This window comes from Methanothermobacter sp. EMTCatA1, assembly GCF_002356395.1.
Classification (GTDB): domain Archaea; phylum Methanobacteriota; class Methanobacteria; order Methanobacteriales; family Methanothermobacteraceae; genus Methanothermobacter; species Methanothermobacter thermautotrophicus.
Genome location: NZ_AP018336.1, coordinates 906172 through 930324 on the forward strand (window position 1 = coordinate 906172; position 24153 = coordinate 930324).

27 protein-coding genes are annotated in these 24153 nt (G+C 49.8%); 12 read left to right on the forward strand and 15 right to left on the reverse strand.

Going from position 1 to position 24153, the window contains the following annotated elements:
- Positions 1 to 6: 6 nt before the first annotated feature.
- The 14 genes from hemA to tca_RS04865 all read right to left on the reverse strand — a co-directional run bounded on the left by hemA (position 7) and on the right by tca_RS04865 (position 11855).
- Positions 7 to 1206 (reverse strand): glutamyl-tRNA reductase, encoded by a 1200-nt coding sequence (gene hemA / locus tca_RS04800; RefSeq protein ID WP_286708577.1) that lies wholly within the window; start codon positions 1204 to 1206, stop codon positions 7 to 9.
- Complete coding sequence (locus tag tca_RS04805) at positions 1203 to 1820, reverse strand: bifunctional precorrin-2 dehydrogenase/sirohydrochlorin ferrochelatase (protein WP_286708578.1); 618 nt, start codon at positions 1818 to 1820, stop codon at positions 1203 to 1205. The genes hemA and tca_RS04805 overlap by 4 nt, the downstream gene beginning before the upstream one ends.
- Positions 1821 to 1831: 11 nt before the next feature.
- The gene (locus tca_RS04810; RefSeq protein ID WP_286708579.1) at positions 1832 to 2299 is read right to left on the reverse strand and encodes a methanogenesis marker 9 domain-containing protein; all 468 of its coding nucleotides are present in this window, start codon (positions 2297 to 2299) and stop codon (positions 1832 to 1834) included.
- A 121-nt stretch (positions 2300 to 2420) separates the two neighbouring features.
- Positions 2421 to 4013, reverse strand: a complete 1593-nt coding sequence (atwA, locus tag tca_RS04815) for a methyl coenzyme M reductase system, component A2 (protein WP_286708580.1) — start codon at positions 4011 to 4013, stop codon at positions 2421 to 2423.
- A gap of 93 nt (positions 4014 to 4106) precedes the next feature.
- A complete protein-coding gene (locus tag tca_RS04820; RefSeq protein ID WP_353681334.1) occupies positions 4107 to 4889 on the reverse strand; it encodes an MJ0144 family RNA dihydrouridine synthase-like protein in 783 nt (260 codons plus the stop codon).
- 12 nt (positions 4890 to 4901) lie between these two features.
- A complete protein-coding gene (locus tca_RS04825) occupies positions 4902 to 5651 on the reverse strand; it encodes a GTP cyclohydrolase III (RefSeq protein ID WP_010876648.1) in 750 nt (249 codons plus the stop codon).
- Positions 5648 to 6553 (reverse strand): 2-phospho-L-lactate transferase, encoded by a 906-nt coding sequence (gene cofD, locus tca_RS04830; protein WP_286708581.1) that lies wholly within the window; start codon positions 6551 to 6553, stop codon positions 5648 to 5650. The genes tca_RS04825 and cofD overlap by 4 nt, the downstream gene beginning before the upstream one ends.
- A 28-nt stretch (positions 6554 to 6581) precedes the next feature.
- A complete protein-coding gene (gene cofE, locus tca_RS04835; RefSeq protein WP_286708582.1) occupies positions 6582 to 7358 on the reverse strand; it encodes a coenzyme F420-0:L-glutamate ligase in 777 nt (258 codons plus the stop codon).
- A gap of 10 nt (positions 7359 to 7368) precedes the next feature.
- The gene (gene purO, locus tca_RS04840; protein WP_286708583.1) at positions 7369 to 7977 is read right to left on the reverse strand and encodes an IMP cyclohydrolase; all 609 of its coding nucleotides are present in this window, start codon (positions 7975 to 7977) and stop codon (positions 7369 to 7371) included.
- Positions 7978 to 8089: 112 nt separating this feature from the next.
- A complete protein-coding gene (locus tag tca_RS04845) occupies positions 8090 to 8479 on the reverse strand; it encodes a biopolymer transporter ExbD (protein WP_286708584.1) in 390 nt (129 codons plus the stop codon).
- Between the two features lie 4 nt (positions 8480 to 8483).
- A complete protein-coding gene (locus tca_RS04850; RefSeq protein ID WP_286708585.1) occupies positions 8484 to 9323 on the reverse strand; it encodes a MotA/TolQ/ExbB proton channel family protein in 840 nt (279 codons plus the stop codon).
- 174 nt (positions 9324 to 9497) lie between these two features.
- Positions 9498 to 10118 (reverse strand): ribonuclease HII, encoded by a 621-nt coding sequence (gene rnhB / locus tca_RS04855; protein ID WP_286708586.1) that lies wholly within the window; start codon positions 10116 to 10118, stop codon positions 9498 to 9500.
- Between the two features lie 32 nt (positions 10119 to 10150).
- Positions 10151 to 11221, reverse strand: a complete 1071-nt coding sequence (locus tca_RS04860; protein ID WP_286708587.1) for a rod shape-determining protein — start codon at positions 11219 to 11221, stop codon at positions 10151 to 10153.
- Between the two features lies 1 nt (position 11222).
- Positions 11223 to 11855, reverse strand: coding sequence for a hypothetical protein (locus tca_RS04865; RefSeq protein WP_286708588.1), 633 nt, complete (start codon positions 11853 to 11855; stop codon positions 11223 to 11225).
- Positions 11856 to 12119: 264 nt separating this feature from the next.
- Between tca_RS04865 and tca_RS04870 the strand changes: the two genes are divergently transcribed.
- The 11 genes from tca_RS04870 (at position 12120) to sucC (ending at position 21186) form a co-directional block, all read left to right on the forward strand.
- Positions 12120 to 12824, forward strand: coding sequence for an archaetidylserine decarboxylase (locus tca_RS04870; RefSeq protein WP_286708589.1), 705 nt, complete (start codon positions 12120 to 12122; stop codon positions 12822 to 12824).
- A gap of 19 nt (positions 12825 to 12843) precedes the next feature.
- A complete protein-coding gene (locus tca_RS04875) occupies positions 12844 to 13542 on the forward strand; it encodes an archaetidylserine synthase (protein ID WP_286708590.1) in 699 nt (232 codons plus the stop codon).
- Positions 13543 to 14868, forward strand: coding sequence for a DUF515 domain-containing protein (locus tca_RS04880; protein WP_286708591.1), 1326 nt, complete (start codon positions 13543 to 13545; stop codon positions 14866 to 14868).
- Positions 14869 to 14941: 73 nt separating this feature from the next.
- Positions 14942 to 15838 carry a hypothetical protein gene (locus tag tca_RS04885; RefSeq protein ID WP_286708592.1) on the forward strand — a complete coding sequence of 299 codons (897 nt, stop codon included), beginning with the start codon at positions 14942 to 14944 and terminating at the stop codon, positions 15836 to 15838.
- Positions 15839 to 15869: 31 nt separating this feature from the next.
- Positions 15870 to 16592 carry a class E sortase gene (locus tag tca_RS04890; protein WP_286708593.1) on the forward strand — a complete coding sequence of 241 codons (723 nt, stop codon included), beginning with the start codon at positions 15870 to 15872 and terminating at the stop codon, positions 16590 to 16592.
- Positions 16593 to 16682: 90 nt separating this feature from the next.
- Positions 16683 to 17048: a dihydroneopterin aldolase family protein gene (locus tca_RS04895; protein ID WP_286708594.1), complete on the forward strand. Its 366-nt coding sequence runs from the start codon at positions 16683 to 16685 to the stop codon at positions 17046 to 17048.
- 284 nt (positions 17049 to 17332) lie between these two features.
- Positions 17333 to 17536, forward strand: coding sequence for a ferredoxin family protein (locus tag tca_RS04900; protein ID WP_286708595.1), 204 nt, complete (start codon positions 17333 to 17335; stop codon positions 17534 to 17536).
- Positions 17529 to 18659 (forward strand): 2-oxoacid:acceptor oxidoreductase subunit alpha, encoded by a 1131-nt coding sequence (locus tag tca_RS04905; RefSeq protein ID WP_286708596.1) that lies wholly within the window; start codon positions 17529 to 17531, stop codon positions 18657 to 18659. The genes tca_RS04900 and tca_RS04905 overlap by 8 nt, the downstream gene beginning before the upstream one ends.
- Positions 18660 to 18669: 10 nt before the next feature.
- Positions 18670 to 19530, forward strand: a complete 861-nt coding sequence (gene korB, locus tca_RS04910) for a 2-oxoglutarate synthase subunit KorB (RefSeq protein ID WP_286708597.1) — start codon at positions 18670 to 18672, stop codon at positions 19528 to 19530.
- A gap of 1 nt (position 19531) precedes the next feature.
- A complete protein-coding gene (locus tca_RS04915; RefSeq protein WP_286708598.1) occupies positions 19532 to 20092 on the forward strand; it encodes a 2-oxoacid:ferredoxin oxidoreductase subunit gamma in 561 nt (186 codons plus the stop codon).
- Complete coding sequence (gene sucC, locus tca_RS04920; RefSeq protein ID WP_286708599.1) at positions 20089 to 21186, forward strand: ADP-forming succinate--CoA ligase subunit beta; 1098 nt, start codon at positions 20089 to 20091, stop codon at positions 21184 to 21186. Before tca_RS04915 ends, sucC begins: the two co-directional genes overlap by 4 nt.
- Positions 21187 to 21217: 31 nt before the next feature.
- Here sucC and cdhB read toward each other — a convergent pair whose 3' ends face one another.
- Positions 21218 to 21724: a CO dehydrogenase/acetyl-CoA synthase complex subunit epsilon gene (gene cdhB, locus tca_RS04925; protein ID WP_286708600.1), complete on the reverse strand. Its 507-nt coding sequence runs from the start codon at positions 21722 to 21724 to the stop codon at positions 21218 to 21220.
- A gap of 82 nt (positions 21725 to 21806) precedes the next feature.
- Here cdhB and cdhA point away from each other — a divergent pair, with 82 nt between their 5' ends.
- Positions 21807 to 24152: a CO dehydrogenase/acetyl-CoA synthase complex subunit alpha gene (cdhA, locus tag tca_RS04930; RefSeq protein ID WP_286708601.1), complete on the forward strand. Its 2346-nt coding sequence runs from the start codon at positions 21807 to 21809 to the stop codon at positions 24150 to 24152.
- Position 24153: the final 1 nt, after the last annotated feature.

Sequence of the window (24153 nt, forward strand, 5' to 3'; positions counted from 1 at the left end):
AGTTCCTCATTTTATATCTCTGCAGTTAAAGAGTTCCGCACACATGCTCAGAAATTCCTCATCGCCCCTCTCAGCCGCCTGCCGGATGCTGATGGCTATATCATGGAATATCTTATCCACGATGGACCGGCTGAGGGCCTCAATAACTCTCTCAGGGTCCGAGGAGTTCATGATCTTATTGAGGGCCCTTTCTGCCTCGCGCCTGCGGATTGACTCCATATTACCCCTCACCTCTGCAAGCAGGGGCTCAACTTCCATGTGTTTGAGGGACCTCAGGAGGAGCTTAAGTTCACTTTCAACAATTCTTTCAGCTTCCCTCGCCTCTGCCTCCCTCCTTCTCCTGTTCTCTTCCGCCACTCCCCTCAGATCATCGATTGTGAAGAGTCTGATGCCAAGTTCTCTTACCGACTCCTCTATGTCACGTGGGTTGGCTATGTCCACCATGACCACAGCTGGTCTTCTCTCCGGGGGTATGGCGTCCCTGACACGTTCACGGGTCAGGATGTAGTGGGGTGAGCCCGTGGCACTGATAACAACGTCTGCGTCCCTGAGGGCTCTGTTGAGTCTGTCGAAGTGTATAGCATCCCCACCGAGTTCACATGCCAGCTGGTAGGCCCTCTCATAGGTCCTGTTGGCCACCATTATGGCGCTGAGGTGCTTCTCTGCAAGTGCCCTTGCAACGAGGGTCCCCATCTTACCTGCCCCTATGACAAGGACCTTCCTGCATTTCAGATCTCCATGTATGGATTCTGCAAGGTCAACCGCTGCTGACCCTATGGAAACAGAGCCCCTGTTTATCTGGGTCTTCCTCCTTACGGTCTGCCCAACATGGACTGCCTTGGTGAACACCATGTCAAGGACCGGGCCGCAGGTCCCTTCACGCATGGCCTGAACCCTTGCAGCCTTTATCTGGCCGAGTATCTGGTCCTCCCCTATTATCATGGATTCAAGACCGGATGCAAGTCTCAGGATATGCCTGAGGGCATCCTCATCCCCTTCAACCGTGAATCCATCGAACTCAAAGCCATGGGGTATCTCCTGGACTGAAAGGTAGTATTCGATGCGGTTGCAGGTCCTTATTGGGACCTTCTCCATCACAGCTCCCCTGGACTCAAGTTCATCCACCAGGGCCTCCATCCTCTCATGTGAGGACTCCATGGTCTTCACATCGGATGTCTTGTGGTCCAGCCTTATGTTGAGAATCACCTGCAACACCCCAGCCGTTCCCTGATTATGATTTCAGCCCTTTCAACTGCCCCATCAAGGTCTCCCCCTTCAATCATCTCCCTCACGAGGGGGTCCTCTGAAATTTCATAGAGTATCCTGCGCCTCTTCCTGTGATCACCGGCCTCGCCCATCAGAATCCTCCTTGCTCTGTCCTGGACCTCGATCATGAGGAGGTCCTGGGGGCTGATGGCCTCCTGGATCCTCTCCCTCAGATACCTTGCCATTAGGGGGCTCTTTGTCCCTGTGAAGATCGACACTGAAACCTCTCCAATGTTGAAGGTGGCCGGGACCACGACGTTGCCCCTTGAGGGGTTATCTGCCCTGTTTATCAGTTTACCGCCTGCAAGTTCAGTCACCCTTTCATTCAGGTCCCCGTCAGGACTTGCTGCCACTATGAGCTCGGCCCAGTCCACCCAGTACTCAAGGTCGTTCTCCGCGGCAGGGATGGTCCCCTCAATTTCTGATGTGCCAATAACCGCGACCTCTGCCCCTGCTTTAAGGAATCTTTCAGCCCTCCTCCTCCCCACCGTACCGGAGCCAACAATGAGGACCCTTCTACCATCCATGTCCATGTAGAGGGGTGTGAGGGACATCCTATCATCCGTCAGAGGGACTTCATTCTCAGTATCTTCATCGCCGTCCTGAGGTCGTTGGCCGCATCCTCAAGGGCCTCCCTGGCCTCCTCAGGAGTTACGTTGAAGGCATCTGCAAGGGCCTTCACGCTCTCGGTGTCGGGTTCTGATGTGCCGACGAGTTCCTCGGAGAGCTTCTTCTTGAGTTCCATGTACTCCTCGGTGCTCATGTTTATCCTCTTCATGGCCATGTCCCGGAGGGGGCATGGTTTTGATGGCTTGCAGCACCATACCAGGGAACCGAAGCATGTCCCCTGGCCCTCCCCGAGCCTTGTTCTCTTTGCGAATGACTCCTTGATTTCAATGTAATCCTGGGGTGTGAGCCCTGCCTCCTCAAGGGCTATCATTATGGGGCAGGGTTTAACCGGCGGGCAGCAGAAGGTGAGTGCCCTCTTATCACCACCCCTGCAAACGTGGGATGGTGCATCGCTCCATACCAAACAAAGTCCTCCTTTATTAACTATATTTATTCTATTAATAAAACATCATGGTTAACAGATACTTTAATGGCTTTAATTGCAGTTTAATAAATAAATTGTGGTTTCCCTGATAAGGGCTGATTTACTCCCTGAGCATCTTACTCTTCTCGTCGGGTGTGAGGTCACCGACAATTGACTCGGGGTCCCCTGTCTTTAGAATCCTGCCACCCCTCATCAGGGATGCCCTGTCACATACATCCAGGACAAAGTCCATGTCATGGGATATTATGAGGAAGGTCTGATTCAGTTCCTCCCTTGCCTTGAGGATTGAGTCTGTGACCTGCACCCTGGTTATGGGGTCCATTGTACCTGTCGGCTCGTCAAGTATTATTATGCGCGGCTCCCTGATGAGGACCTGGGCAAGGGCGACCCTGTGCCTCTCACCACCTGAGAGTTCATCGGGATACTTGCTAAGGATGCTTTCAGCATATTTATCGTCAAATCCGACCGCCTTCAGTACATATACAGCCTTCATCCTTGCGAATTCGGCGGGCAGCTCCAGGCTTATGGCCTCTGTGAGGTTGCCCAGAACATCCCTGTGGGGGTAGAGGCTGTACTCCTGGTGCAGTATTCCAAGGTAGGGTGTTACACGGCCACGGCCGAGGGGTCCCTTCTCGGTCATGTCAATCCACTCATCACCAAGCCTCACACAGACCTTCCCGCTGCTGGGCTCTGTGATACCTATTATTATCCTGGATAGGGTTGTCTTCCCGGCACCGCTTAGACCAACAACACCGAAGATCTCGCCCTCATAGACTGTGAGGTCAACCCCATCAACTGCCTTAACAACACCCCTGTCAATGGAGTAGTAGTGTTTCTTGACATCAACCATCTTTATTATGGGGCTTTCCTGTTCGAATTCCTTTGACTTCTCGGGGGCGGGTACCTGTTCCATGAACCTGGCCACCACTGTGTCCGGGTCTCCCTCCTCGATGATTTCGCCCTTCTCGATCCATATGGCGTGGTCTGAGAGGTCGCTCATGACCTCTGGCCAGTGGGAGGTTATAATCATTGTGATGCCCTTGTCCTTGACACCCTCAATGAGTGCGTCGTGTATGAGTTCCGCTGTCTGGGGGTCCAGTGTACCTGTTGGTTCATCGGCCAGGAAGAGCATGGGTTCCTTTGCAAGCTGTCTTGCGAGTACGACCCTCTGTTTTTCACCACCACTCAGGTCCCTTGCAATGTGGGTTATTCTGTGGCCCATCTGAGTCATCTCAAGGAGCTCCAGGGCCCGGTAGAGGGCTGTCTCATATTCAAGCTCGGGCATTGACTTTATGACGTTATCGATTACGGTGTCATCCTCATAAAGGGCGAAGGTCCTCTGCAGCATGATGGCTATCCTTCTCCTCACAGCGGCGAATATCTTCTTGTCACAGTTCCAGAAATCGACCTCCTCCAGTGCAAAGCTTGATCCGCAGGAGCAGTTCCTGCCGTCAAAGGATGGTGGCTCCACACGGAGGCATTCAGGACATATGGCGACGTTGTAGATCACCCGACCGCTGTCAGGCCTGTACTCCTTCATACCACGGAGCATGTTGATGAGAACTGATTTTCCGGCTCCACTCCTTCCGAGTATACCCAGAACCTTGCCCTCATCGATTTCAACACTGATATCCCTTAGAACCTCAACACCCTTAAACTTCTTTGTGACATTTTCCAGTTTTATGAAAGACATGTCCTCACCCTCAGCTACCAGAATCAACATTGTCAGTAAACATGAATCTGTATATTCTTTTGATGAAGGGACTATTAAAATTTTCCTAAATTTTTAGTCTGAATTAAATTTCAGTTCCCTGAGGTTGAAGCCGAGTCTGCCGGATATTGCCGCCCTTGCAACCGACACAGCATCAGCTCCGGCTGCAAGCATTGCCCTCGCGGATTCAAGGTCCCTCACAGAATTGTTACCTATGAGGATGGAGTCCCCCTTCACCCCTGAAACAAGGGATACAAGTTCCAGGTCAGCCCTATCCTCCCCGGGTTTCATTGCATCGAGGTGGATGTAGTCGACCCCAAGGTCAGCCAGGACCCCTGCCACCCCTAAGGTGTCAGCTCCAGGTACGTTTCCACGTATCTTGACTGAAACCTCAGATTTAGCCCTCCGTGTAACCTCCGCTGTGAAGTCCTCCAGGAATTCAGGATCCAGGAGCATTGACTGGCCTGCTCCTATTTCTGTTATCTCCGGCTGTCTGCAGTGTGCATTGATCTCAACAACGTCAACAGACTCAATGGAGGAGATTTCCACCATCCTTTCAGGTTCAAGGGCCCTGATATTCACTGAAACCATTACATCGAACATCTCCTTTATCCTTGAGGCCTCATGATTGATGATTGATCTCAGTTCAGAACATTCAAAATCAAATTCAGGTCTGCCCCTCTGAGCTATGAGCCTGCCGGCCCTGGAGGTCTCTCTATCCGCATTGTAACCTCCAAGGGTGACCATGTCGAATCCATAGGGGATAAGTTTCAGGCAGAATTCCGCGTCGCTTATTCCTGCCATGGGGGCCAGGACACGTATGCTATCAACAACCCTGATTTTTTTATGGAGAATCAATCTAATTAGGGACTATTCCTTCATCACATGGACAAGGTCATAGGTGAAGCCGCCCCTTATTTCCTCAAGGGCCAGGTCAGCCAGGTTTGCCGCCTTCTCGGCTGTTGGAGCCTTGCCTATGCCCGCCTTAAGGGCCACGTTTATTTCATCATCTATCTCATTGATTATCCTCAGGAGACCTTGAGGTTCAAGACCATTGCATGGGGACATGAAGTTGTCTCCGCCTATGAAGAAGAGGAGGGCGCCCTCCTTTATAAGCTTCTTCATCAGAAAATGCTGAACCCTGTTCACGATGAAGGATGTGTCATAGGCAGGTACAATGTCGGTCATTGTCTCTGTGATGCCATTGATATCGATGTGAGCTATCTGCACGTAGCCTTCATCCACAAGGCCGTCTATGGCAAGTACCTCCTTCCTCTCCTCTGACTGGGCGCCTCCATGGCTCTGAAGAGCCCTTGAAGCGTTCCTCTGAGCATCGTAGGGTGTCTCAGCAGCGCCCACACCCATGCTCACGGTTATGGGGTACCTGTTGCCTATGGATTTCTGTATCCTGCGGTGGTCCTCAAGGTCCATTCCGTTGGTGACTGCAAGCATGTTATCAAATCTTGTGAAGAACACAAGTCCCTGACGGGCAGCAAACTGGCGCTGAAGATCAGCGTAAAGTTCTGCCTGCATTATCTGGAGATCCGCCTCATTACGGGGGGTTGGTGTGACTGTCCATGGCCCATAATTGTCTATTTGAATTAAGGTCATCTGTATCATAATATTTCACCCAAAAGTATTCTGGCCAACATTATTTTATCCCCTATGTTTTTCATGTTGGTCTTTGTTATTGTCACCTCTTTTATTAGTTTTTCTATTTCCCCCTTGAGATCAGAATCGGTTTTATCGATCACCAGCCTATCAAGAAAATCTGCGTAGATCTCTGCAACCCCAAGACTTGAGGCATCATGGCCCCTTGCCTCCATGAATTTCCCGGCTGGGCCACTGAAGGGCCTCCCACCTGTAAAGGGGGATACAGCAGATACATTCACCTTTCTCAGGGAATTAATGACTCCCTTCATATGTATGATGGGCCCTATGGATGTGACCGGATTTGATGGCCCCAGTATAACCATGTCTGCTGATTCAATGGCATCAAGCACACCGGGGGCGGGTTTAACCCTGCTGAATCTCACATCAAGGACCGCCGGCTCGGATCTCCTCTCAACAAGGAATTCATGGAACTTCATATCCCCCTCATCGGTGACTATGACTATGTCGGAATCCTCATTACTCATGGGCAGAACCCTGGATTTAACGCCCAGTGCCCTGGACTGTATCTCTACAGCCCGGTGAAGGGGCATCTCCTCCAGGAGGAGGGTCTTCTGTATCTTAAATGCCCGATCCCTGTCCCCTATTCTGAGGAGTTCAGGGCATCCAAGTTCCCTGAGGGTCTCATGGGTGATGAAGGTATCGTCATCCACACCGTACCAGGTCTCCTCGTTGATGATACCTGCAAGGGTGTAGAGAACCGTGTCAACGTCAGGAGCCACATAGACTCCTGAAAAGTAGCCGTTCTCAACTGTATTCACTATAACTGTTATCTCTTCAGGATCAACTACCCTGACGAGCCCCTGCAGGAGCTTTGGTGTTCCTGTACCCCCCGATAGAACGGTTATCATTGATTGCCTCCACACAGGATATTCATTATTACCTGGATAATATTGATTGGCCCCTGAATACGTCCAGTTCCCTCGGTCTTAAGAGTGGTTTCACGCCCCCATCTGATCTCAGGTGCCCCCAGGGGTAACCTCTGATAATGACAGCGGGTACGCCCTCATCTGCCTGGCCCATTACAAGGGATGCTGCAGCTGCAAGTTCATCTGCAACTGCAACCCTTGTGGTCTCAAGGCTTCTCCCATAGAGGTCCCTTTCACCTTTACGGTCCCAGATGGGTGAAAGACCTGCAACACCCACTGCAACACCCACTGCTCCCTCCCTGAAGGGCCTTCCCTGGGTGTCCGATATTATAACAGCAAGCTCCCTTCCGGTGGCCTCCTGCAACGTCCGCAGTATCCTCTCCGCACTTCCATCGGGGTCACGGGGGAGGGGTGTTGCCAGGCCATCGTCAACGTTGGACTCGTCGATACCTGCATTTGCACATACAAAGCCGTGGCGGGTTTCGGAGACTATGAAGTCATGGCCAATCCTGATTATTTCACTGGACTCGCCCAGGATCGCCTCAACGAGCGATGGATCCTTACCAGTCCTTTCTGCGATATCCAGAGCCTCTGGGGATGGTTCGATTTCTTCAAGGGATATTATGTTGCCCTCTGCCTTAGATATGATGGTTTCGGCGATCACGATTATGTCGCCATCAAGGAGGTCCTCTCCCCCCTCATTGAGGGCACTGATGATGAGATATGCAATGTCATCACCCTCCCCCACGAGGGGCATGCCCTCGACTCCGATTAAACTTATTCCCATCCAAGCACCTTTATATTTCTCTTGTCGCCAGACTCCAGCCCTCACCATCGTTGAATGCGGCTGCTGCTGTAACCGGGTGTGTGAAGGAGGCAAATTCACCCCCTTTAAGTATGAACTCCGCTGCCTCCTCCGCACTTCCTGCCTCGAATTCGGTGGCTGCTGGCTCTGTCTGTTCATAGGTGGAGATGTACACTGGTGTCTCCTCCGGGACCCTGCTGACCATCATCCCGTCTGCAGTCACTATACCTATGAAGGCCTCTGAGCCGTTGATGGCCGCTGCTATGCGGGGGGTGTTGAGTTCATCCTTCTCATAGTCCATTGCAAGGAGTGAAAGGCCGATGGCGTCCCTGAGGTTCATGCCGAGGGCCACCTTATCTGCGATGGTGTCTGTATGGGACCCGTTGGATACAACCGCAGTGTCACCAACTATCCTGATGCAGTTATATGCTATGTACGGGTTCCTGAAGACATCACTTTCATGTCCCTCCACCGGGACAACTGCCACCCTCTCCTCATGGATGCTCGTCGTCCTGTTGGGGAATGATCTGCTTGAAACCCTGTATGCCACAAAGGACCCATTACTGTTTCTTCCGACTGCAAGTATTCTTCCAAGATACAAAAAAACCACCACTTCAAAACTTTTTTTATGAGGATTCCTATGAAGGTTTTTATGAGATTCCACATGGACCATGGGTAATTTCTTGGCCATTATGAGGTTCCTCAGTGAATGACTATGAGGGAGTCCTCACAGCCCTTTCGACTGGAAGGTCCGGGGGTGTGGTTATGATTATGGCCCCCTCCTTTGGCCTTATTATTATTTCACCCTCATCTATGACCCTTGTGTGGACAGCCACCGCACTGTTCCTTATGCGGTCGGACATGTCAACGCCGTTCACGGTGACCCTCCTGAGACCTGCCACCGGGATGAGGTAGTACTCGGAGGGCCCTGTGTTCTCACTTATTTCAGGTTTTCCGGACGCCTCTCCAGTTCCGCCTCCAGAGAATGTTGCTGTCACAACAAGGAAGATCAGAATCGTGAAGAGTATGTCAATGAATGGGACCATGTTGAATCTGGGCTTACCATGGATCTTGTTCCTGTACCTTTCTGTGTCAAGAGCCATCCTATCACTGTCTCAGTTTACTCTCAATGATCTCAGCACTCTTACCGCACCTTTCAATTATAATATTGTTTATGCTCTTCTCAAGCATGCTTGGCTTGAACGCCACAACCACATTGGCGTCGGGTTCATCAACAACCCGGACACTCACCACACCATCAGATTCCATGAGTGCCTTCACAACGTCGTCCACATTCCCCTCAACATTTATCCTCATAACGGCGTAGCCCCAGTTGGTCATCTTCTTTATGAGTTCAATCTTGTCAATCTCATCATCGATTCTTCCTGTTATGTAGGAGTAGAGTGGCATCAGGATGATGGCGACGGCAAGTCCAAGTATGGTTGTTATCAGGGCCACATAGATCCCTTCAGCCATTGCAGCAGGGTCAGCGTTAACCCCAAGGGCCCTGAATGTGTACCAGATCCCTATGACAGTCCCTATCAGACCCAGCATCGGGGCCACCTCTATGATGGTTCTCAGGGTCCCGAGGCCCCGGGTCATGTTACTCATCTCCACGATGAACACTCGCTCCATGGCATCCTCCACCTCTGAACGGTTCCGGTACCCTATCTTGAGGGCCTCTGATATTATCTTTGATACCGGGTTCTGGTACTGACCTATCTCTCTGAGGGCCTCCAGGGCCCCTCCCTTCTCCATGGACTCATTGACAGCCCCTATTATCTGGGGCGTGCTTACACGTGAAATCTTCCTCAGGTAGTGTATCTTCTCCAGTGCTGTGATGAATCCATAGATTCCTATTGCTGCTATGAGGTAGGTGATAACACCACCGCTGCGGAACATCTCAAGTACTGTGCCAAAGAAGTTGATAACGGGATCTAGAAACATTTTTCTGCCTCACCTGGTGGATATTTAAAAATCAATGGGTATTTAAGAATAGTGGTTTTAATCAGGCTATACAGTTAAAGGATTATCATGGTCCCACTCACAGTTAAAGGAACACCATGATCTCAATCGCCATGAAATGCTGAGGGCGCCATAAATCTTTAGTTTTCAGTTAATTCACTGCTTCTTCTTCTGAACGGTTGCCCATGACCTCCTGACAAAGTCTGGCAGTTCATCATAGGTGAATGATTCAAGAAATTCACGGGTACGCGGGTCGGAGGGGTAACCGGACCCAATATCCCCGAGTTTCCTGTTCTTCTTCTGTATGCTCTCTATTTCAAGGTCCCTTTCGACCTTGGCTATTATGGATGCCGCGGCCACGGGGTAGTACTTTGTATCTGCACCGTGTTCTGCAGTGACCTCAATTTCCCCGAAGTGTGACCTGATGTCCTCCTCAAGCCTCTCTGGCTTAACATCCACCGAGTCAATGATCACACGGTCTGGCTGGGCCTCGACTATTATCCTCTTTATGGCTATCTTCTCTATCTCATTCAGATTGAAGCCCCTCTCACGCATTCGGTCAATGTCAGAGGCCGAGATCTTAACCGTGAACACCCTGGCCATTCTCCTTATCTTCCTTGCAAGGAACCGTCTCCTCTCAGGTGTGAGCTTCTTGGAGTCCTTCACACCAATCTTGCGGAGTATGGAGAATTTCCTCTCAGGGATCATCACACCCGCCACAACCAGGGGGCCTATCACCGGTCCCCTACCAGCCTCATCAATACCAAGAACCTTCATCCGCTGGAGGCCCCTTCAAATCAAAAAAATGATTATTTCATGGCCTTGAGCCTTACCTCTGGTTCAAGGGCCCTTGGCTCTGCAGCAACTATTGCGGCTCCCTTGGCCACCACTGTCATGGGGTCATCTGATATCTCAACAGGGATGCCCACCTCATCATAGATCCTCTCCTTCAAACCCCTCAGCTGTGAGGTTCCACCAACAACAACTGTCTTGTTGTAAACCCCGGATATGAGTTCCGGTGAGAGTCTCTCGAGAACCTCTGCGATGGATTTAACAATACCATTCACCACGGGCTCCGCTGCCTCTGCAACCATCTCTGAATCTATTTCAACCTTTTTGGGCTTGTTGGTTTCCATGCATTTTCCTATGACCACTGTTTTGAGGTTTTCAAGATCCTCATCACATTTGACCATCCCGACCTCTATCTTTGCCTTTTCTGCCTCATGGATACCTATCTCAACATTGAATTTCTCCTTAACCAGTTCAACTATGTTGCTGTCTATGTCGTCTCCACCAACCCTAATGGTCTGGATATCGGTTATTCCACCCAGGGATATCACCACGATGTCACTTGAACCGGCGCCGATGTCAATTACCATGGTACCTGATGCCTCGGCTATTGGAAGACCTGCGCCTATGGCCGCTGCAAGCCCCTCACTTATGACCAGGACATAGCTGGCGCCGGCCTTCCTCCCTATCTCCTCGACAGCGTTCCTCTCAACCTCCGATGCGTCCCCGGGTATGCCTATAACTATCCTGTCTATGGAATCAGAGTCACCGGCACCCATCTCCATTGCATAGACCAGGAGGGCCTCTGCCTGGGCCACGCTCTCAATAACACCCTTCCTGAGTGGTCTAACTGCGATTATGTCCTCTGGTGTCCTCCCGAGCATCATCTTTGCCTCTTCACCCACTGCAAGGACATATGATGGGTCATCCTTCTTCACAGCCACCACAGATGGGATCTTGTAGATATCAAATTTATCTCCTGCCGGCTTGGCAACAACGGTGTTGAGGGTACCCAGGTCTATCCCGAGTGTGTTGGTGATGGCACTCTTCTTTTCAGGTTTTTCTTCAGATTTCTTTCCAAATGAAAACATTTCACTCCTCCTCGAATATGTCTTTAAAGTCAACTGCAAATATGTTGTTACGGGATGCTATTTCAGCTATCCTCTCAACGTCCTCCCTTTCATGGACAGAGATGAGAAGTGTTACAAGAACAACGTCTGTAACCTTGAAGAGGGGGTCTATGATGTTCCTTATTACTGATGGAAGCCTCTCTGTGAGATAAACATCTGTTTCTATGAAACCGCTTGTTTTATCTTCAAGTATGAATGAGAATCCCGCATCGTTCTTTTCAGCTTCCCCTGCAAATTTCTTCATATAGTTCTCTGGCGCAACAAGGAGTACAAGGTTGGGTTCGTTCTCAACGTAGTATGGGGCTATCTTAATGTAGGCTCCTCCTTTCTCCTTACAGATAAGTGAAAGGTCCCTTATCTTGTTGCTGTCACCATAAAGCATGATGAGGTCGAACCTCTTCCTTAAAAAGGAGTCTCTGATGGTAACGTGTTCCCTGAAGATTATCCTTACAAGGTCCCGGGATGATATTGCCTCATAGGCCACAGCGTTAACCATGTCCTCATTACCAGCAATGACACACCACAGTTTATCTGAACTCTGGGCCGTTGAGACCTGTGCCGCCTTTCTGAGAACCTTTATCTTACTTTCTATCATCACCATCACATCTACCAGAAGGAACTTTAGAATGAAGTTCCCCCCATCAGAGGGAAGCTACTCTTTTAACTTGGATTACATTTAATCTTCGGTACATGAGTATATATATGTTTCACCAGAATATTCACATCTGAGGTTCATCATATGGTGTTCATATCGCTGCGAACTCCATGTGAAAAGAAACTGATGTTCATGCCACCGTGAACTCCATGTGAGAAGAAACCTATCAGATCAGATTACCGGTAATGGGAACAGGTGAGTTATTTGTTTGTAAAGGGTGTTGCAAGGAGGGCCAGCTTCCTCGTGAGTGTGGCCACGATTCCTCTGCTATTTGGTTACCATGCTATAGGTATACTCATGTTCACGGTTATAGCTTTCATGATGCAGTTCTTCAGGGACCCTGAGAGGGTGCCGCCCTCCGATGAGGACCTCGTCATTGCCCCTGCAGATGGAAGGCGCCTTTCAGGTAAGATAGACAGGATAGAACGGGTGGGATCAGACTACCCCCTCATTGAGCGGATATTCCCTGATGGGAGTGGTGGTATCCTCATAAGTACCTTCATGTCACCCTTCGATGTCCATGTTAACAGGGCCCCGGTCTCCGGGAGGGTGGTATACACCGAGCATGTTGATGGGAGATTCCAGGTGGCACGTTCAAGGGTACTCACTGAAAACGAAAAAAACTTAATTGTGATAAAAACAGATTATGGGAACGTTGGTGTTGTCCAGATAGCGGGCTTCGTTGCAAGGAGAATCGTGCAGTACGTTAAAGAGGGCGAATATGTTGAGAGGGGCGACCGTATAGGTATGATAAGATTCGGCTCCAGGGTGGACCTGGTACTCCCTGAGAACTGTGAGGTGCTTGTGAGAACCGGTTCAAGACCCATGGCCGGAGAGACAGTGGTGGCAAGGTTCTCCGGTCAAAAACGGATGAATGTGCAGTGGAATGAGGACTACACCAGATTATAAGTAAAAAAGGTGGCGATTGATGAACGATAAAAAAATAACCTCATTTATAGCTTTTCCAGATCTTTTATCAATGTTAAATGCATCTTCGGGTTATCTGTCCATCCTGCTATCCATTGATGGTTCCCTTAACGCTGCATGCATATTGATGCTCCTTGCAGTATTATTTGATTCCCTTGACGGGTGGGTTGCGCGAAAAATAGAAAGAAGTGACATCCATGGATTCGGTAAAAACATGGATTCCCTTTCGGATGTGATCTCGTTTGGTGTTGCCCCGGCAATTCTCATCTATTCAGCGGCCGCTGATTTTCGATATATTAATATATTAGTGGGTCTCTTAATAGTATTATGTGGTGTAATGAGACTTTCAAGGTTCAATGTTCTCACAGGGGGTGGGAAGAACTTCACGGGTCTGCCAATACCCGTCGCGGCCGTTACAATATCATCATTCTATCTCACGGGATTTTACAGTGAACTGAGTGCTGCCTTCATAATGATTGCAGTTTCAGTTCTGATGATAAGCAGCATAGAATACCCGCGGATGGATGGTATGGGGGCCGCTACAGCTCTCATACTGATAATCGCGACCATACTCTTGGTTGCAGCTGTAGAGATCCTCGGAACCATCAGGGTTGTAGCATGTCCCGTGGCGATAATACTCTTCATCGCTACTTTGACCTATATTGCAGTGCCCATACTACCTAAAAGAGATGTGATCTGAATGCTGGACAAGATTAAGGGTAATGATAGGGATAAAAAAAATAATCCTCCTGACCTCCGTAAAAACAACGATAAAGGCGATTCTGACATTGGGGGTAAACTGAAGGGACTTGTGGGTAAATTCAGTGGTGGGAGTGGTTCTGATAAGAAAAAACCTCGACCCATGCCCAAACCCCGTCCGAGACTGAAGCCTCCTGAGAAGTCAGAGGACCGGAAGCCGCTTAAAGGTGGGGAAAGATCAAAGCCACGATTAGGCGGTGAAAAGCCAAGACCAAGGCTCACACCACCACCCAAGAAGCCAGAGGGCCCTTCGGGTGGTATAGGGAGGAGAATCCCTGAGGAGGAACAGAGAACCATAATAGGTGCCCTTGTATTCGGCCTTATCATCCTTGTGCTTGCAGGGGCGGGGTACTACTTCCTGGTCTACCAGCCATACCAGGAGACCCTGCAGAATGCCAAGGCCACAAAGATCGCCGAGGTCGACGCCCTCTTCAAGGGGCCCCTTGCAACTGATCCCCAGAAACAGGCCATACTTGCCCAGATAGACGCCGCGGTGACGCCCGAGGAAGCCCTTGCAGTTGATGTTGTGGGGCCAGCCACACAGTCCTGGCGCACCTATCAGAACCAGCAGATTAACATCAAGAAGGACCGTGTAGGCAGGGTCATGGTGAACTACACCGATAACAACCAGGAGAAACGTGTGATAATGAAGGTTGATGATGCCAAGAAATTTGTGAGTCAGGCAGATGCAACCGTGCTTGCCAACACACAGATCCAGACCCCGGATACAGTTGCCGTGCCCATCATGATAACAAGACTGCAGGCAGCCGGTGGGCTTATAAGTGTAGGGGATATGGTGGACGTCTACCTCAACCAGAATGCAACCGGGAACAACACATCAACGGCGGCATCAACACCCCGTATAAGTGGCGCCACCGTCCTTGCAATTCTCCGGTCAAAGGACAGTGGAGCCGTTGATGCGCGAATACTTAACACTCAGAGACTTACACTGAACAGTATAACATCACAGAGCGAAAATGAGAGGGCATCATCAACTGATGTTGAGCAGTTGCTGAGGGCTGCAGCATCAGGAGGACTCGATGAGGCAGAGATCAACGCCATACTCCAGAATTATGGTATAAGACTCTCAGATTACGAAAGATCATCAAATCTGGGTGAGCTGGACACCAACTACCTCATCATACTGGAGGTTCCAAGGGAAGATGTCCTGTTCCTGATACAGAACATGAACAGCATAATCCTTACAGTACCAACACAGAACGCACCCCAGTGGATGATACAGGAGCTGCAGAGAATATACGGCTAACCAAAAATTAATTAATTTTTATTTATTATTCTATGTGGGGATGCTTATGAAAAAATTGGTGTATACTGCTATAATGGCAATATTTGTTATTTCTGTCCTGGGAGTCTCAGATACGGGCTCCGCTGCAAAGGAGACCTGGGTTAAGGAGAAGCCAGAAGCAACAAGTTTCAGGTTGAAGGATCTCACAGCTGTTATCACCGTTAAGATAAAGAACAATGATAACAATGTTCAGTACTTCAAGATAGGACATGTATACCAGGGAAGTCTGTCCGAGAACAGCACCATAAGATGGCTGATCCAGTGGACAGATCCTGCAGCGCTTAAGATGGTTAAATCAAGGAGCTCTGAACTTGGAGGGGACTATGGATGGAAGATCAAGCCTGGAGAGACAAAGACCGTGTCCTTCGGCCTTCAGGCCACAGGTGACATGGGGGAGATACCCAGCTATATCGTTAACGTTGAATCTGATGACAGCAACTACTGGCCCCTCATAAACGAGCCGGGCCTCATGGCTTCATGGTTCATGCCAAATGAGATAGAGGTGCTGAACCCCTCACTTGACCTCAAATACTGGAAGGGAACCTTCGGATTCACACTGATAAACCTGGATGAGGAATCCGTCTCCGGAATCGTGAGGGCCCCAATAGCCCCTGCAAACTCCAGACTTATATACAGCAGCCCGAAGGCCTTCGTGGATGATGACCTCTTTGTGAGCACACAGGTGGCTGCCTGGGATGTCACAATGGAGCCCGAGACATCACAGAGGTTCATCTACACCTATGAATGGCCAGCCAGGGTCAGTGGTAACGGCTCAAGGGGCAGCGGATACTACCCTCCAGGCACCCTCTATGGAACCGAAACATCAGCATCATCCACTTCAGGGGCGAAGACCGGTGCGCCCTACGGGCCCCTGGTGATCGGTGTGCTGGTGACAGCAGCCGCAGTTGCATACACAAGGATCATACGCTGATCCAATAAACCATTTTTTATTTTTCAGGAACATGAGAGCATCAACTCTTCTGATAATCACAGGCATGTTCATAGTATCCCTCTACGCCCTCATCGAGGTGAGTTTTTATTCATCCCAGGTAACCGTCCACAGTCCTGATGTAAGGGCCCCTGTTATTGAAATACCATCCATAAATCTCACAGAGACCATCAACAACAGGTCAGTCTTTTACGGGGTGTACCATGAACCCATGTCCCACCCGCCAGGAAACCGGACGGTTATACTCTTCGGGCACAGGACCCTCTATGGTTCTCCATTCCTTCACCTGGATAAACTCAGGGCAGGGGATAGTGTATACTTGAACTGGCCGGGCGTAGGATTTGCTGAATACCGTATTAACAGGTCATTCATTGTGCCGGCCTCCTACCAGATGCCTGTGAATCAGGGAGCGAAACTTTTCCTCATAACCTGCCACCCCCTGGGGTCCACCAGGGAGAGACTGATAGTTGAGTGCCACCTGGAGGGTATAAAACCCTACCAGAGGAATGTCAGGGTCGATAACCCCAAGAGCTACTACTCGATTCCAATAATCCTGGGTTTCCTCTCTGCTGGACTTCTGGTTACACGCTTCTATCCTGTTGAGGAGGATAGGAGGTTTCTCCTTGCAGCGGTCATCGGATTGACTGTATTCCTTGTGCTGGGATACCTGTTCCCGATACCTCCAGAATTCATCTCTGATAAGCTAATGGAATTCAACAACATCCTCGGCATTTGAATAAAGGGTGAAGTTTAAAGTGATTGATATTACCTGAGAGAAAAGCTTTTACTGGAAATGAATGAACTGAAGATTTTAGTGGTGTTTGATATGAAGGAACCTGGAGAGAAGTACTTTTCAAACCTGTCAGACAGGGAGAGGGCCATATTCGAGGGTGGCATAAGTATGGGGGCCCTCTTCCACCAGTTCGTCGGGACGCCTGTCAGCCTCGAGACAGCCGATGGACTTGAGAGTGCCATCAGTGAGTCCATAAAACTTCAGCCAGCCATCAGGGACGTTGAGGTCCATATAGACAGGGAGATGATCAGAAAAACCGCGGGGGACTTCGGTTACGTCTCCCTGACCGGGGACATGCTGAGGGTGAGGTTGACCGTGGAGCATGGTTCAGAAAGGATAACCGTCCGCATGGAGTATCTGGAGGAACTCAGGTATCCTCTGATGTACATAGAAGAATGAGACCATGACACGGAGAATCTCAGGTATCTGATGTGCATAGGACCCAGGAAAAAACATTGGAAAACATGAAAAACCGGAATTTACACATCTTTACCCCAGAATGACAGGAGCATCTGCTGAAAACTAGGTGAAGGAAATACCCTGATAAATTATAATCTGACTTCTGAATAATGAAGGGAACACCAGATATTTATTATAATCTGACTTCTGAATAATATTATTCTTGATTAATTATTTAAATTCTGAAGGCAAAGCTAAGATAATAACCACGATGGAAGATGACCATGATAAAGATAGATTCAGATCTCTGTAAGGGATGTGACATATGCAGAGAGTTCTGCCCCGAAGGGGTCTATGTTAGATCAGAGGAACTCAACAGGAAGGGTGTGCATGAGCCAGTCCCGAAAAATCTGGAAAAATGCACGGGATGCAAGCTCTGCATGCTCCTGTGTCCAGATCAGGCGATAGTGGTGTATGAAGATGACTGAGGAGTATTTTATCCAGGGAAACGATGCCTGCGCACGCGGAGCCATCAAGGCAGGGTGCAGGTTCTTCGCGGGTTACCCCATCACCCCATCAACCGAGATAGCAGAGGAAATGGCCCTCCTCCTCCCCCGCGAGGGTGGTGTGTTTGTGCAGATGGAGGATGAGATAGGGGCCCTGGGGGCTGTTATAGGTGCTGTCTGGAGTGGTGTCAGGGGGATGACCGCCACATCAGGACCCGGTTTTTCCCTCATGCAGGAGCACGTGGGATACGCCGCCATGACAGAAACACCCCTAGTAATCGTGAATGTACAGAGGGGTTCCCCCTCCACAGGACAGCCCACAATGGCCTCCCAGAGCGACATGATGCAGGCCAGGTGGGGCTCCCACGGGGACTACGAGGTCATAGCACTCTCCCCATCATCGGTGCAGGAATGCTTCGATTTCACGGTCCGCGCCTTCGACCTTGCAGAGGAATACAGGGTCCCGGTGATGGTCATGGGAGATGAAATAGTGGGCCACATGAGAGAGAAGATAACCATCCCCGACCGTGTGAAAATCAGAAAAAGGAAAGGTCCCTCAGTTCCCCCGGAGGAGTTCCTTCCCTTCAGGGCCCCTGAGGATGGTATCCCCGAGATGCCGGCCTTTGGTGATGGCTACAGGATACCCGTAACTGGACTGACACACGATGAGAGGGGTTACCCTGACGCATCAAACCCAGAGGGACACCACAGGCTGGTTAAGAGGCTCTGTGACAAGATACTCAGGCAGAGGGACAGGATAACCGATGTCCAGAAGGAACTGACAGAGGATGCCGATATAACTGTTATCTCCTACGGCGCCCCCTCACGTTCAGTTGCAACGGCCGTCAAGATGGCCCGAAAGGATGGTGTCAGAGCAGGATACCTGAAGATCAACACACCGTGGCCCTTCCCTGAAACCGAAGTGAGGGCTGCCGCAGAGAGGTCCGGGAAGCTGCTGGTGGTTGAGATGAACCTCGGCCAGATGTTCTATGAGGTCCAGCGTGTTGCTGCTGGAATGGCCGAGGTTGAACTCCTCCCTAAGATTGGTGGGGAGATCCACAGGCCAGAGGAGATCCTCAATATGATCCTGAAGATGAACAGATAGGAGTGTTTAGATGGAAAAAAGAGAAAACCCTTACCTCAGGTATCTCAGAAGGGAGAGGCTTCCACACATATTCTGTGCAGGATGCGGTAACGGAATAGTCCTCAACAGCTTCTTCAAGGGCATGGAGATGGCCGGCATTGACTTTGAAAACATTGCAATGGTCTCAGGTATAGGCTGCTCCTCAAGGATTCCAGGTTACGTTAACTGTGACTCACTCCACACAACCCATGGAAGACCCATATCCTTTGCAACCGGTCTCAAGCTCGGGAACCCCTCACTTGACGTGGTTGTATTCACAGGTGATGGTGACGCCGCAGCCATAGGCGGTAACCACCTCATCCATGGTGCCAGGCGGAACATCGACATGACGGTGATCTGTATTAACAACAGCATATATGGGATGACAGGCGGTCAGATAAGCCCAACTTCCCCAGAGGGTAGCTATGGGAGCACAGCACCATATGGGGCTCTTGAGGATCCATTTGACCTTGCAGAGCTTGTAACCGCTGCCGGGGCAAGTTATGTGGCCCGATGGACCACCGCACATCCCCTCCAGCTTGCAAACTCCATAAAGAAGGGGCTGAAGAACAGGGGTTTCTCATTCATAGAGGCCATATCCCAGTGCCCCACCTACTTCGGGAGGAAGAACAGGATGCGCTCCCCGGTGGAGATGATGAAGTTCATGAAGGAGAACAGCCTTAACAGGAGGAAGGCCCTTAAGATGGAAGCAGATGAAGTTGAGGGTAAAATCATAGTTGGAGAATTTGCAAACAGGCCACAGCCTGAACTCTGCGAAAAGATCTGCAGTATGGTTGATGAGAAGGCAGGCAGGGCCCTTGATATGATCAGATCAGCTTACCGGGATGATTGAAGTGAGAAAGGAAATCAGAATAGCTGGATTCGGTGGACAGGGAGTTATACTTGCAGGCATAGTCCTTGGTAAGGCTGCAAGTCTCTATGATGGTCTATACGCCGTTCAGACCCAGTCATATGGTCCCGAAGCCCGGGGAGGGGCTTCAAGGGCGGAGGTCGTGATAAGTGACCATGAGATAGACTACCCCAAGGTTCAGAGCCCTGAGATACTCGTTGCAATGTCCCATCAGGCCCTCCTGACATACATGGACGACCTCAAAATGGGAGGGACCCTCATAGTTGACCCTGATATGGTTGTTGAAGCTGAAATAAAGGATTTCATCAGGGCGCGGGAGGTTAAATACTTCAGGGCCCCCGCAACCAGAACAGCCGAGGAAAGGGTTGGCATAACCATAGTGGCCAACATGGTCATGATCGGGGCCCTCACCGAGGCAACAGGGATTGTGAGTGTCAGGGCCGCTGAGGAGGCCATAAAGGACAGTGTACCCCCAGGTACAGAGGAGAAGAACCTCATGGCATTCCAGGCCGGCCGCGAACTTATAATGGAGGGAAGCAGATGAAGTTCTATGAGTACAGCGCCAAGGAGATATTCCGGGCTGAGGGTATAAGCACCCCCCGTGGAGGTGTTGCAGAGACCCCTGAAGAAGCTGAAAGGATAGCTGCGGAGCTGGGGTGTGATGTTGCAGTTAAATCCCAGGTCCTTACAGGTGGAAGGGGAAAGGCCGGTGGTATAAGGTTCGCATCCCCCTCAGGTGTCGCTGAAGTTACCGGGGACCTCCTTTCCTCAGAGGTCCGTGGTGAAACCGTTGAGAAGGTCCTCATAGAGGAGAAGATAACCATAGACCGGGAGCTCTACGTGAGTGCCGTCATTGACCGGACAGCGAAGATGCCCCTCATAATGGCCAGTGCCGAGGGAGGGGTTGATATAGAGGAACTGGCGGCCAGATCCCCCGAAAAGATCGTGCGCTACCACATCAACCCCCTCGATGAGTTCCTTCCCTATGAGGCCAGGGAGATTGCAAGGAAGATGGGTCTTGAAAGTGAACTGATACCCTCTGTCGGTGGAGTGATCTGGAAGTTATATCAGCTCTTCAGGAAGTACGATGCCAGGCTTGCAGAGATAAACCCCCTGGTCATCTCAGGGGACAGTGTCATTGCAGCAGACGCAAAGCTTGAGGTGGATGACGACTCCATTTACCGCCACAGGGAATTTATGGAAATGGAGGAGTATGAACCCGAGGAGTTTGCCTTTGTGAAGCTCGATGGTGATATTGCAGTTATAGGTAACGGTGCCGGGTTAACCCTCACCGCAATGGACCTCATAAAACTGAAGGGCGGGGAACCCGCCACATTCCTCGACATCGGTGGCGGTGCCTCAGAGGACGTCATAAGGAGGGCCCTTGACCTCGTCATATCCCATCCCTCAGTCCGGGTTGTATTCCTCAACGTCCTTGGCGGTATAACCAGGGCCGATGACGTTGCTCGCGGTGTTGTGAACGCCCTCAGGAATACCGGGAGGGATGTGCCCCTTGTGATACGCCTGACAGGGACCAATGAGGAGGAGGGTCAGAGGATCCTGCGGGAGGCCGGAATACCCTTTGAGACGTCCCTTGAAAGGGCTGCTGAGAAGGCCGTGGAGATAGCAAAGGCCTAATTTCTTTATAATTTCTTTAGGTTTGAATATTCTATTCAAGGTTTTCTATGAGTGCATCAAGCCATTTTAACCACTCATCATAGGACATGTTGGGGTAGGATATATCTGCATTGGGGTGCATGTATCTGCAGAGAGTCACTGTTTTAAGGTGTGGCGCGAAGGCCCTGAGGGTTGAAAGACCCTGGGAGCCAATATAGTACGGTACTCCTATGAAGCATACGAGGTCATAGTTGCCATTTCCATCGAAGCCTTTCCATGCAGGGTTTTTGAGGTTATCTACAATTTCAATTAACCCTATGATGTTTCTTCTTCTGAATCTATCGCCCTTAAGGCTGGATCCTCCAGTTAAGGCGACTTCCATGTCTCCTTTTTCAGTTATTCTAGTTATCCTATCAGTTATATCGTCTGGAATGCTATTTACAAGGGATCCTATAACCATCAGTGGCCTTTTAGCCTTTTTGATTGCTGATGCAACCATTTCTGGTGGTAGAACCGTTGAATTCCTCAAAGACGATAGTGCAGGGTTCCATGCTGTCATGCTTTCACAACATTTAAATACTTCTTTATACAATTATAATGATTAATAATGATATTTATAGTTGTTGGTGTACGGTGAAAAAATGCCACAGGCATCCAGAATAAATGTGAAAGGACTGCACCTTGAATTTGGTGAGATTGATGAATACCTCAAAAGAAAACCCTATGAAAGTAAGAGGGTATCGTCTGATTATGATACGCTACGAAAGTGGGACAGAAAGCTCTTATCCTACTTCAAACCATTCTATGCTCCCCTCTGCGAACTATGCTGCATGTGTACCTACGGCAAGTGCGACCTCTCATACAGCAAAAAGGGTGCTTGCGGCATAAATATCGAAAAACAGCAGGCCAGGGAGGCCCTTTCAACCTCAGTAATAGGTGCTTCGGCCCATGCGGCCCATGCGAGGGATCTTGTGGACAGACTCCTTGAAAAGGATCCCTCGTCAAAGCTCCACTACGACAGTTCAATAGATATAATGGCCCCCATCTCCACCACGGTAACAGGTATAGAACCAAAAACCCCTGCTGACCTTGACATGATAATGTCATATATAGAGAGGGAGCTGACGAACCTCATGGCCTCTGTTCACACAGGGCAGGAAGGTGATGCGATAGATTTTGAGTCAAAGGCACTCCACGCAGGGATGATGGACACCCTCTCCCTCGAAATTGCAGAGATAGCGCAGATAAACCAGTACAAACTCCCCACAGGGGAATCAGAAACCCACCTCCTTGAAATTGGAATGGATGTCATAGACAGAACAAAACCAGTTATACTCTGCATAGGGCACAATGTAGCACCCTCTGCTGAAATCATAGATTACGCAGAGGATATAGGCGTTGAAGATGAAATTGAAATCTGTGGACTCTGCTGTACAGCCATTGATATGGGCAGATACTCAAAATCCTCAAAGATAGTTGGACCCATATCCAGACAGCTGGCATTCCTCAGATCCGGCATACCAGATGTGGTGGTGCTGGATGAACAGTGCATAAGATCAGATGTATATGAAATCTGCAGTGAAATGGGGATCATGGTAATTGCAACAAGTGACAAGTGCAGTATGGGTCTGGAGGATATGAGTGACGAAAATCCCTACAAAATTGTAAACAGAATACTGCAGGGAATGAATGGTGTTCTCTTAAAGGATGAAAAGAAGGCTGCCATGGTTGCTGTGAACCTCGCAATGCAGCTCCACAGAAATTCAGGCAAAAATTCCTGGAAAAAATCCAGAGAAAACTGTCTAAAGTGTCTCCCATGTGATTCACGGTGTCTCCCACCAAAAAAACCTGAAGTAAGATGGGATATGGACATAAATTCCCTCATAGAATACTGTAATCTCTGCGGGGAATGTGACCGCACCTGTCCTGCCCTCTTACCCCTGAGGAATGCCATTGAAGAAGCAAAGAGAGGTGATTTCAGATCCCTATCAGAGCTCTATGAAAAATGCGCTGGATGCGGCCGATGCATGGAGGTTTGTAAAGAATCTATTCCCATACTGGACCTCATAAGGGAGTCACGTAAGGGTTCAGCAGAAAAATTCCTCATAAGGGCTGGAAGAGGACCGGTCCAGGACATAGAAATAAGGAGGGTTGGTGCGCCAATAGTGTTCGGGGATATACCCGGTGTAATCTCACTTGCAGGCTGCTCCAACTACCCTGCGGGTGAGGTAGACGTGCAGCTAATTGCTGAAGAATTTCTTAAAAGGGGATACATAGTAATGGCAGCTGGATGCGCAGCCATGGATATAGCCCTTTCACATGACGATGATGGAAAGACACTCTATGAAAGGTACCCTGGAGACTTTGATAGGGGCGGACTTCTAAACCTTGGCCCCTGTGTTGCAAACTCCCATGCCATTGGAAGCGCCATAAAGATAGCCGGAATATTCGCCAAGATCCCCATGGAAAGAAACACAGTAGAAATAGCAGATTACATACTTAACAGGATAGGCGTGTGTGTCATAGGCTGGGGTGCAATGTCACAGAAGGCATTTGCAATAATCACCGGTGCCAACCGGTGGGGCATACCGGCGGTACTGGGCCCCCATGCGTCAAAGTACCGCCGCCTCTACCTCGGTGAATCTGCGCCAAGGCTAATTACTGATAGAGGTGATGGTTCCCCCGTCCCCTCAGAACCAGCCCCCATACACCTCACATATGCAGCAGAGAGTATAAATGAGTGTATTGTTATGGCCTCAAAGATGTGTATAAGACCAAATGACACACCCAGGGGACGCATGATTAAACTGAGTAACTATGTGGATCTTCACATGAAATATTATGGATGTATTCCCGAAGACATAGATCTTTTCCTGAGAAGTGAAAAAGAAATTCCTTACAAGCACAAGGATGAAATAATGAATATCCTGGATAGAAGGGACTGGAAACCAAGGGAAGCTGTCAGAGAGCCCTCAATCATAAGGTGAA

Coding starts and splice junctions, on each gene's coding strand:
- tca_RS04825 (WP_010876648.1), bottom strand. CDS start 5,651: ATGATACAGATGACCTTAATTCAAATAGACAATTATGGGCCATGGACA.
- tca_RS04905 (WP_286708596.1), top strand. CDS start 17,529: ATGACTGAGGAGTATTTTATCCAGGGAAACGATGCCTGCGCACGCGGA.
- tca_RS04875 (WP_286708590.1), top strand. CDS start 12,844: ATGAACGATAAAAAAATAACCTCATTTATAGCTTTTCCAGATCTTTTA.
- atwA (WP_286708580.1), bottom strand. CDS start 4,013: ATGTCTTTCATAAAACTGGAAAATGTCACAAAGAAGTTTAAGGGTGTT.
- tca_RS04900 (WP_286708595.1), top strand. CDS start 17,333: ATGATAAAGATAGATTCAGATCTCTGTAAGGGATGTGACATATGCAGA.
- cofD (WP_286708581.1), bottom strand. CDS start 6,553: ATGATAACCGTTCTATCGGGGGGTACAGGAACACCAAAGCTCCTGCAG.
- tca_RS04895 (WP_286708594.1), top strand. CDS start 16,683: ATGAAGGAACCTGGAGAGAAGTACTTTTCAAACCTGTCAGACAGGGAG.
- cdhB (WP_286708600.1), bottom strand. CDS start 21,724: ATGACAGCATGGAACCCTGCACTATCGTCTTTGAGGAATTCAACGGTT.
- tca_RS04885 (WP_286708592.1), top strand. CDS start 14,942: ATGGCAATATTTGTTATTTCTGTCCTGGGAGTCTCAGATACGGGCTCC.
- tca_RS04805 (WP_286708578.1), bottom strand. CDS start 1,820: ATGTCCCTCACACCCCTCTACATGGACATGGATGGTAGAAGGGTCCTC.
- tca_RS04880 (WP_286708591.1), top strand. CDS start 13,543: ATGCTGGACAAGATTAAGGGTAATGATAGGGATAAAAAAAATAATCCT.
- tca_RS04860 (WP_286708587.1), bottom strand. CDS start 11,221: ATGTTTTCATTTGGAAAGAAATCTGAAGAAAAACCTGAAAAGAAGAGT.
- tca_RS04850 (WP_286708585.1), bottom strand. CDS start 9,323: ATGTTTCTAGATCCCGTTATCAACTTCTTTGGCACAGTACTTGAGATG.
- cdhA (WP_286708601.1), top strand. CDS start 21,807: ATGCCACAGGCATCCAGAATAAATGTGAAAGGACTGCACCTTGAATTT.
- tca_RS04845 (WP_286708584.1), bottom strand. CDS start 8,479: ATGGCTCTTGACACAGAAAGGTACAGGAACAAGATCCATGGTAAGCCC.
- cofE (WP_286708582.1), bottom strand. CDS start 7,358: ATGGGAATAAGTTTAATCGGAGTCGAGGGCATGCCCCTCGTGGGGGAG.
- rnhB (WP_286708586.1), bottom strand. CDS start 10,118: ATGAAGGTTCTTGGTATTGATGAGGCTGGTAGGGGACCGGTGATAGGC.
- korB (WP_286708597.1), top strand. CDS start 18,670: ATGGAAAAAAGAGAAAACCCTTACCTCAGGTATCTCAGAAGGGAGAGG.
- sucC (WP_286708599.1), top strand. CDS start 20,089: ATGAAGTTCTATGAGTACAGCGCCAAGGAGATATTCCGGGCTGAGGGT.
- tca_RS04865 (WP_286708588.1), bottom strand. CDS start 11,855: ATGATAGAAAGTAAGATAAAGGTTCTCAGAAAGGCGGCACAGGTCTCA.
- tca_RS04890 (WP_286708593.1), top strand. CDS start 15,870: ATGAGAGCATCAACTCTTCTGATAATCACAGGCATGTTCATAGTATCC.